Annotated in this window: 8 protein-coding genes; 4 read left to right on the plus strand and 4 right to left on the minus strand. The window is 61.4% G+C overall.

Annotated elements, in window-relative coordinates:
• Window positions 1-165 precede the first annotated feature (165 nt).
• A complete protein-coding gene (locus tag DBR23_RS04840; protein WP_233250275.1) occupies window positions 166-390 on the plus strand; it encodes a hypothetical protein in 225 nt (74 codons plus the stop codon).
• An 86-nt stretch (window positions 391-476) separates the two neighbouring features.
• On the opposite strand, the gene DBR23_RS04845 is transcribed toward DBR23_RS04840, so the two are convergent.
• Both DBR23_RS04845 and DBR23_RS04850 read right to left on the minus strand, forming a co-directional pair.
• On the minus strand, window positions 477-1391 hold the full coding sequence (locus tag DBR23_RS04845; protein ID WP_108497487.1) for a LysR family transcriptional regulator: 915 nt from the start codon (window positions 1389-1391) through the stop codon (window positions 477-479).
• 4 nt (window positions 1392-1395) lie between these two features.
• On the minus strand, window positions 1396-2868 hold the full coding sequence (locus DBR23_RS04850; RefSeq protein WP_108497488.1) for a patatin-like phospholipase family protein: 1473 nt from the start codon (window positions 2866-2868) through the stop codon (window positions 1396-1398).
• Window positions 2869-3143: 275 nt separating this feature from the next.
• Here DBR23_RS04850 and DBR23_RS04855 point away from each other — a divergent pair, with 275 nt between their 5' ends.
• Window positions 3144-3620 (plus strand): hypothetical protein, encoded by a 477-nt coding sequence (locus DBR23_RS04855; protein WP_233250276.1) that lies wholly within the window; start codon window positions 3144-3146, stop codon window positions 3618-3620.
• A 55-nt stretch (window positions 3621-3675) separates the two neighbouring features.
• Here the strand turns inward: DBR23_RS04855 and DBR23_RS04860 are convergent, their stop codons facing one another.
• Both DBR23_RS04860 and DBR23_RS04865 read right to left on the minus strand, forming a co-directional pair.
• On the minus strand, window positions 3676-4722 hold the full coding sequence (locus DBR23_RS04860; protein ID WP_108497489.1) for an ATP-binding protein: 1047 nt from the start codon (window positions 4720-4722) through the stop codon (window positions 3676-3678).
• A gap of 2 nt (window positions 4723-4724) precedes the next feature.
• Window positions 4725-5420 carry a response regulator gene (locus DBR23_RS04865; protein WP_108497490.1) on the minus strand — a complete coding sequence of 232 codons (696 nt, stop codon included), beginning with the start codon at window positions 5418-5420 and terminating at the stop codon, window positions 4725-4727.
• Window positions 5421-5584: 164 nt separating this feature from the next.
• Here DBR23_RS04865 and DBR23_RS04870 point away from each other — a divergent pair, with 164 nt between their 5' ends.
• Together DBR23_RS04870 and DBR23_RS04875 are read left to right on the plus strand one after the other, a co-directional pair.
• Window positions 5585-7030, plus strand: coding sequence for an efflux transporter outer membrane subunit (locus DBR23_RS04870; RefSeq protein ID WP_233250277.1), 1446 nt, complete (start codon window positions 5585-5587; stop codon window positions 7028-7030).
• Window positions 7027-8088, plus strand: a complete 1062-nt coding sequence (locus DBR23_RS04875) for an efflux RND transporter periplasmic adaptor subunit (RefSeq protein WP_108497491.1) — start codon at window positions 7027-7029, stop codon at window positions 8086-8088. Before DBR23_RS04870 ends, DBR23_RS04875 begins: the two co-directional genes overlap by 4 nt.
• Window positions 8089-8143 lie beyond the last annotated feature (55 nt).

Consider the following 8143-nt stretch of genomic DNA (forward strand, 5'->3'; position numbering starts at 1 on the left):
CCGTTCCACTCTGGGGTGTGTCCACTGTCTTGCATATGGACATATCCTGCATTGACCCTCCGCTCCTCACAAGAAGGGCCTTGGGGCCACGCTTACGCTCCAGCTTGAGGTGGCGATCCACGTTCTGCTGGTCGCACCCAGGCCATGACGCACTGCGGGCACGCCTTGCCAACGATCTCTGAAGACGTCCAGGAAACCTGTTTGCAGCGGCTGATGGCGACGATGAAGTTCACCGAGGGCGTGCCGCCAGACCTCGTCGCGCAGATGATCACGAAGTTCTGCGTCGACCAACTCGACCTGCTGTGCGTGAGAACTGACGCCGAGAAGCTCTTGTTGCTGGCCGCCCTTAACCTCGTGGAGTGCGTTGCCTACGTCGGAGCAAAGCAGTAGTCCAAGCGAGCCGTGAGCGGCCGGTCAAGATGGGTGACTGGACGCTCACTCTGATCATGAATTCGGTCTTCTCTATGCATCGGTTCTCATGTGCCTTCGGCAGTGCTTTCACCCCTGGCCGAATCGATGGTGGCCACCCGCTCAATAAACCTAGCCAAGACCTCCGATGGCTCGGTAGCTCGTCGGAGCAAATAGGTAGTCAGCATGGGCGGGCTTCCCGCCAACGGGCGGGCCACAATTCCCTGTTCACGGCTGGATGAAATGTGAGCCTCACCTGCCAAACCCAGAGCCAATCCAGCGGACACCAGAGTCATCATGACGTCGAATGTGGCAACTCGTTGTGTGATCAAGGGCTCCTGATCTTGACGACGCATGACTCGATCGACTTGGCGGGCATGGCCTTCGCACACGGCTGGATCACCGAGCACCAGGGGGTAGCGGAGCACTTCCTCCAAAGGAATCTGCTTGTAAACCAGTACAGGATGGCGCTCCGGTATGGCCACCATCAATTGATCCTGCCACGCGGAACTGACCGAAATGCCTTCGCCGACATCGTCTGCCATGGAAAAACCAGCGTCGTAAAGATCCTCATGCAAGCCATTGATCTGCTGAGCCAGTGACACCTCGTACAAGCGGATTTCTACCTCCGGTTCTTCCTCCCTGCACTGCGCCAGCAAAGCAGGAAGACGGGAGGGAGTGATGCCGTCGGACAAGGCAATGCGCAACTGCCCTTGAAAGCCATTGGAGGCCGACCGCACGCTGTCACGTGCCTGTTCAAGGGCAGCAAAGATCCGAGGCACGTGCTCCAAAAGCCGGTGACCCGCCGTGGTGAGTCGGGTACTGCGCGTGGTGCGGGTGAAAAGCAGCGCGCCCAACTCCTCCTCCAGTTCCTTGATGGTGCGGGACAGGGGTGACTGGTCGACGTGTAATCGCTCCGCAGCGCGACCAAAGTGAAGTTCTTCAGCCACAGCCAGAAAACAGCGCAGGTGTCTGAGTTCCATGGCGTCAGTGGTCCATGATTGCCGGCGCCGGCAACGGGTGATCCCACGAAACTGCCGCAGACTGTGCCTTTTGGGTGGTTGTGTCCGGTTGCGGCTCTTGTGCAACGGATGCACCGAGACTTTGTGTCAAACGTTGAAACGCTGGCGATTGGCGCAACACATCTCGTGCGACACCTTGCAACAATGCCACATTCGCCGCGTCAATCGTGAATGCGGTGGGCACCTGCAGCGCCAAGCGTCGCCGCTCTGCATCCGGCACATCACGCAGGCTGACACTGATGACGTGAATCTCGGCGTCAGCCGCAAAGGGGCTGTCAAGTGAGCCGCGGTAGCGAGCCAACTCCTCGTTCCAGCGTCGCAGGTCATCTTCGAGCATGGCCAATGTCATCTGAGTGACCCGTGCCCCTGCGCCGAACAGCAGGGCATCCATCACCTGCGGTGCAGTCGGCACGCGATCGCTCTGGTCAATGCGCTCAGCCAGGTCGCGTTCCGAGTTCACTGCGATGAGGATAAGCTTGTGGATGGAGCCCGCCGCCATGCCACGGAAGCTGTCTTGAATGGATCCCGTGGCAACCACGCGATCAAGCAGTCCACGCAGGCCCAGGTTGTCGGACACTCCGCCGTCGACGAGGTGCAGGAACGGCCGTTCGCGCACATTGATATAGCTGTCCACGCTGGCCTTCAACATACGGGCCCGGTAGTTGGCCTGGACCGAACCCGGGGTTTCGGACGGGGAAGCGCGTGGATGAGCACAGGATTCAGCATGGTTTCGCAGCGTCATGGGGCTCAGAACCAGAGGGACTGCGGATGACGAGGCCACCGCGAAGGACAGGGGAACGCTGTTCAAGTCCGAACAGAGCAGAGCGAACTGCTCGGGTGTGAATTCGAACGGCGCACCCGTCGTGAGGTCGGTGGCTGTGACCAGTAGCCTTGGCCCGCTCTTGCGAGCCGCCAAATCGGCAAAAGTTTTGCCCCGATACAGCGCGCTCAGACGCTCTTCTAGCACATTGCTTCGGCCATACCACGGCGAAGCCAGATCACGAAAGCGAGAGAACGACAAGGCGCGCCGGATCAAGCCCCCATCGAAGTCGTCGAGCAGGAAGTCGGACTCGAATCGAGTCAACGTTTCGTCGCCGAACATGGCGTAGTGAGTAGCAAGAATGCTGCCGCCAGACACGCCGCTGATCAAGCCGAGTTCGTCGAGCAGGGTCGTTTCCTTGCCTTCCAAAACAAATTGGGTCGCCTTGAGTTCGCGCAGTACGCCTAGGCCGAAAGCTGCGGCACGGGCGCCGCCGCCCGACAGTGTCAATGCCACGACCACTGATGGCTGTTTGCTCGTATCGCCGGAGTAGCCGTTTGACGAACCGGAGGCCGCCACGGGATTCTTGGCCGCTGCAACGTTCTGCCACGGGCGAAGAGAGGAACAACCCACAAGCAGGGTGGTGATCAGCAGGGTACCAAGAACGGAAAGTTTCATCGTATCGTCGATATTGAAAACAAGGCGTCAGGTTGGGAGTTGGCTGCAGCTGCTGCCGATGCGTCTCTCGCGCGAATTGCCAACATCTCGATGCGTGGATGCCAGCGATCTCTGATTACATCGAGGAGTGTGGCAAGGCCTAGAACCAGACGTAAGTATGTCGCCGTTCAACGCTGCATGCACCTTGCTGCGGAAGCTTTTACCCTACTTAACCTTGCCTAACCGCGGTAAACGGTGGGTATCCCTACGATGGTTCTTTTTTGCACCAAGGGCACATGAACACCTTTATTCGACGAGCTGCAATCTGTTCGATCTCGATCGTCTCGCTTTTGGCAGGCTGTGCGACGCAGACGCGTCCTGCATCGATGCCAATGCCGAACAGCGTGCCTGGCATCTCCGTTGTGATGGATTGCGGGCAGTGCCAGGTAGCCCCCGCAATTCCTGATTTGATCCGCACTGCATATGCCGACGCGGCTGCCAAGGCGGGCGTGGCAATCGCGGGTGATGCGCAAATGGCCGTCACGATCAAGGAGTACAAAGACCGCAGCATGACGATACGGGCTTTGTCGGTGCTCGCCGGACCGCTGGCCTTCTCCCTGAAAGACGAGATCAAGGCGGTCGCATTGGTTGATGGAAAACCTGTTGCCTTGGAGTATTCCTACCGCATGCCCTTCTGGGGAATCGAGACCGTGGCAACGAAGCTGGGGGAAATGAGCTTTGATGCCGCCGCCAAGCAACTCTCCAAGGACTGACGAGGGATGATTCGCGCAAGTGCGGTTGCGGTCGCTCGCAATTGCCAAGGCGGCGTCAGCCGCGCCGGGGCAGGGACAGTGTCACCACGAGCCCGCCGCCCTCGCGCAAAGTGGCGTTGACGCAGCCGCCATGCAGCACCATTGCGCGGCGCGCGATTGCAAGTCCCAAGCCCGTACCTCGCACCGATTCGCTGCCCTCAACCCGGGTAAAGGGTTCGAAGATGGCCTCCAGCATGTCAGGCGGTACGCCCGGTCCACGGTCCTCCACGGAGGTGACAAGCGTTCTGCCGCCTTCACTGACACGTGCAATAACCTCGATCTCGCAGCCGGCCGGACTGAACTTCAATGCATTGCGGATGACGTTCTCGAACGCTCGATAGAGCAATTCGCCATACGCATCGGTGACAAAGCTGCCCGAAGCATCCAGGCGCAGCGTGCGCTGCGACGCACTGCCCTCAAAGCCGGCATCGTCGGTGATGGCTTGCAGCAACTCGATGACATCGACGCGCTGCAAGGGCATCCCGTTGGCGCCGGCATCCAGTCGGTTCAGCGTCAGCAACTCTTCGATCAGCAAGTCCAGGCGCCCGCTCTCGCGCTCGATGCGTTCGATCATCGCATTCGCTTGCGCTGGGTCTTGTTGCAGTAGGCCGATGGCAGCTTGCAGACGGGTCAGTGGCGAACGCAGCTCGTGGGAGATGTCGTGCAGCAGCGTATGGTGGGCTTGCGTCAATTGCTCGACCCGCGCCGCCATACGATCGAAGTCCCGTGCCACATCGGCAATCTCGTCGCGCCGGCCGCTCATCAACGGCTCGACGCGGGTATCAAGCCGCCCCTCTGCGAAACGGCCTAGCGCCCAGCTCAGGTGTCGCAATGGGCGCGACAGGTACCACGCGAAGATGAGACTGATGACGAGCACCGCAATCACAGCTGACGCCACTGGAACCATCGGTACCGGCCCCCACATGGGCATACCGCCAGGCGGAGGTGGCTTTTGGCCAGTGAGCTCGAAGAAACCAATCGTTCCGCCGATCGCTAGAACCATGCACATGACGAGCGCGAGCAACAGCTTCCAGAACAAGCGGCCGGGGCGTGGGGGTGCCATGTTCACTCCTCCAGCAACTGGTAGCCTCGACCGCGCACGCTTTGAATCCACGATTGACCATCTGGCCGCGCACCGAGCTTCTGGCGGATGCTGCTGATATGCACGTCAATGCGGCGGTCGAAGCGTGCCAAAGGCTTACCGAAAGCCTGCTGCGAAATGTTGTCCTTGCTCACGAGTTGCCCTGCATGGCGGGCCAGCACCTCCAGCAGGCTGAACTCAGTTCCCGTCAACTCCAGTTGCTGACCACACCACAGCGCGCGTCGGCTTCCCGGCCACAATGCCAGTTGACCCGCGTGCAATATGCGCGCAGTGGCATGTGCGCTGGTCGCCTCGCGCATCTCGGTGCGACGCAGGATAGCGCGGATGCGGGCCGCCAGTTCGCCCGGCGTGCAGGGTTTGGGGACGTAGTCGTCTGCGCCCATGTCAAGGCCGACGATGCGGTCAACGTTCTCGCCTCGTGCAGTCAGCATCAAAACTGGCACCTGGCTGCTTGCACGGATGCGGCGCAAGGTTTCGATACCCGACATGCGCGGCATCATGATGTCGAGCACCACGATTGCGTAGCTACCACGCACTGCCTCTGCGGAGCCGCTTTCACCATCATGCATCGCATGCACAAGGAAGCCTTCGCGTGTGAGGTACAGCGACAGCATTTCGGTGAGTTCGACATCATCGTCGACAAGAAGTACGCGAGGCATGGATCAATGGTCAGATCGGACAGGTGATATTACGCCGTTGGTGCATTCGACCTTATCCCGAGGCTGGACTTTTACCCAGCTTAACACTGCCAAACCGTGCTGAACGCATTGCATTCCTACCATTGGTGGGCATGACAAAAACTACGCACATACCAAGGCGACAGGTGGCTGCTGCCGTGATTTTGGCGGTGCTCGCGCTCGGAGGCTGCGCAGTTGGCCCCACCTACGAGGCGCCAACTTCCCCTGCCCCGGCGGCTTGGAAGGCGCCGCTGCCGCACGCTGGCAGTAATGGCAACCTGGCCGACTGGTGGCGGCAATTCGATGACCCTGCGCTGAGCCAGCTCATCGAGATGGCTGGCTCCGACAGTCCTAATCTAAACAAGGCCTGGGCGAACATCGAGAAGGCCCGCGCCACTTTGAAGAGTGCGCAAGGGGCGTTGAGCCCGTCGGTTTCCGGCAGCGGCGCCGTGTCGCGCAGCAAGCAGCAAGCTATGGGCGCGCAAACCGTAGTGGCCACTACACGCAGCGCCGGGACCGATGCCTCGTGGGAGATCGACCTTTTTGGAAAGCTACGCCACAACACCGAGGCCGCGCAGGCGCGGGCCGAGGCACGATATGCCGACTGGCACGACGCCCGCATCTCGTTGGCAGCAGAGGTGGCGGATACCTATGTGCAGTACCGAGCCTGCGGGATGCTGGCCGAGGTCTACGGGCGCGAGGAGGCCTCGACAGCCGAGACCGAGAAGGCGACCAGCGTGTTGGTGCGCGCGGGTCTGAGCGCCCCTGCAGACGGTGCTTTGGCCCGCGCCAGCCTGGCCAATTCCACGTCGACGGTCATTCAGCAGCAGGCGCAGTGCGAATTGTTTGTGAAGTCCTTGGTGTATCTCACAGGCTCGGACGAAGCGGAATTGCGCTCGTTGATGGCGCAAAGCGGCACCAAACTGCCCCAACCTACAGAGCTGGTGGTACAGAGCGTGCCAGCGAAAGTGCTGCGCCAGCGCCCCGATCTGGCGTCGCTGGAACGCGAACTGGCCGCGAGCAGTGCCGAGATTGGTGTGGCCCAGGCGGACTTGTACCCCAGCCTGTCGTTGTCCGGTTCAATCACCGTCTCGGCTGCTTCAGGAGCCTCGTCCTTGACGACATGGGCATTTGGCCCGTCGCTGTCGATTCCGATCTTCGACGGGGGGCGACGGCGCGCCGCTGTCGATTCGGCGCAGGCCAGCTACCAGACCGCACTTGCGGGCTTCCGACAGGGTGTACGCACGGCGGTGAAAGAAGTCGAACAGGCGCTGGTCAACCTGGACAGCACTGCACGCCGCGCCGAAGAAGCCGAGCGCGCCGCCAGCAACTATCGACGCTACTTCCTGGCCACTGAGGCGAACTGGCGTGCCGGCGGCGAGAGCCTGCTGTCGTTGGAGGAAGCACGCCGCTCCGCGCTCTCGGCCCAGATCAGCCTGCTCGCACTGCAGCGCGACCGCGTCGAACACTGGATCTCACTCTACAAGGCGCTGGGTGGCGGTTGGAAGCCAGGAACTCCGGCATCTCCGCCCGGCGAATCGGTCAACACACAGATCCAAGCACCGACCGAAGCGTCGAAGACAAGCTCATGAACATTTCCAAGAACCGAACCCTCTTCTGGATCAGCGCGGCTGCGGTGGTCGTTTTGCTGGCGGCAGGTGCCGTCGCCTGGAGCGAGCGCGATGTTTCGGCGGCAGAGCCACTAGCAAAAGCACCCAGCGTATTGACGGTCAGTGTCACCACGCCGAAGACCGAAAACTGGCCAGCCATCGTGCAGACCAGCGGCCCGTTGGCTGCCTGGCAGGAAATTATTGTCAGCCCAGAGACCGGTGGACTGCGCATTGCCGAACTGCTGGTCGACGTGGGGGCGCGCGTCCAGCGTGGCCAACTGCTCGTGCGTCTGGCTGACGATAGCCTGCAGGCCGATCTGCGAAAGCAACAAGCGGCCGTGGAGAGGGCGCGCGCCACGCTAGAACAGGCCTACTCAAACCTGCGGCGTGCGGAGACGGTGGAAGACAGTGGTGCGCTTTCGGAGCAGAAGGTGAACGACTACCGTATCAGCGAAGCGACAGCACGCGCCGACCTTGCGTCGGCCCAGGCGGAGTTGGAGAGCATTCAACTGAAGTTACGGCACACGCGGATCGTGGCGGTGGACGACGGTGTTGTGTCTTCCAAGACCGCGGTTTTGGGCAATGTAGTCAGCGCGGGTACTGAGTTGTTCCGCTTAGTGCGCCAGGGGCGTATCGAATGGCGGCCCGAACTGGATGCGCGCCAACAGGCAGCGCTGGCGGCGGGCCAGCGCGCGCGGGTGGAGTTACCGAATGGGGAGCAAGTCGAAGGTACTGTGCGCTTGGTCGGGCCGATCCTCAGCACCAGCACAGGCCGCGCAACGGCCTACGTCAGCCTTCCACTCGGCAGCCCTGCACGGGCGGGCATGTTTGCAAATGGTGCAATCGAGCTGGGCACACAGCCCGTGCTGACGCTTCCACAAACTGCGGTGACCTTGCGTGATGGTCGCGCCTACGTCTATCTGCTGAACGCCGAAGACCAGGCCACGAGCCGCCCGGTGACCACGGGCCGTCGTCAGGGCCTGCGCGTGGAGGTGGACGGCGTGCCCCCTGGCGCGCGCGTGGTCTTAGGGCAACGCTGATTAAGGTCCACCATTGAGAGGGGTCAAACGTTATCCGCAGATGAAGCAGCAGACC

This window comes from Acidovorax sp. HMWF018, assembly GCF_003061035.1.
In the GTDB taxonomy this organism is placed as follows: Bacteria; Pseudomonadota; Gammaproteobacteria; order Burkholderiales; family Burkholderiaceae_C; genus Acidovorax; species Acidovorax delafieldii.

Bases quoted from the DNA above. Each gene is read 5' to 3' on its own strand.
- DBR23_RS04845 (WP_108497487.1), bottom strand. From the start codon at position 1,391: ATGGAACTCAGACACCTGCGCTGTTTTCTGGCTGTGGCTGAAGAACTT.
- DBR23_RS04850 (WP_108497488.1), bottom strand. From the start codon at position 2,868: ATGAAACTTTCCGTTCTTGGTACCCTGCTGATCACCACCCTGCTTGTG.
- DBR23_RS04855 (WP_233250276.1), top strand. From the start codon at position 3,144: ATGAACACCTTTATTCGACGAGCTGCAATCTGTTCGATCTCGATCGTC.
- DBR23_RS04860 (WP_108497489.1), bottom strand. From the start codon at position 4,722: ATGGCACCCCCACGCCCCGGCCGCTTGTTCTGGAAGCTGTTGCTCGCG.
- DBR23_RS04865 (WP_108497490.1), bottom strand. From the start codon at position 5,420: ATGCCTCGCGTACTTCTTGTCGACGATGATGTCGAACTCACCGAAATG.
- DBR23_RS04875 (WP_108497491.1), top strand. From the start codon at position 7,027: ATGAACATTTCCAAGAACCGAACCCTCTTCTGGATCAGCGCGGCTGCG.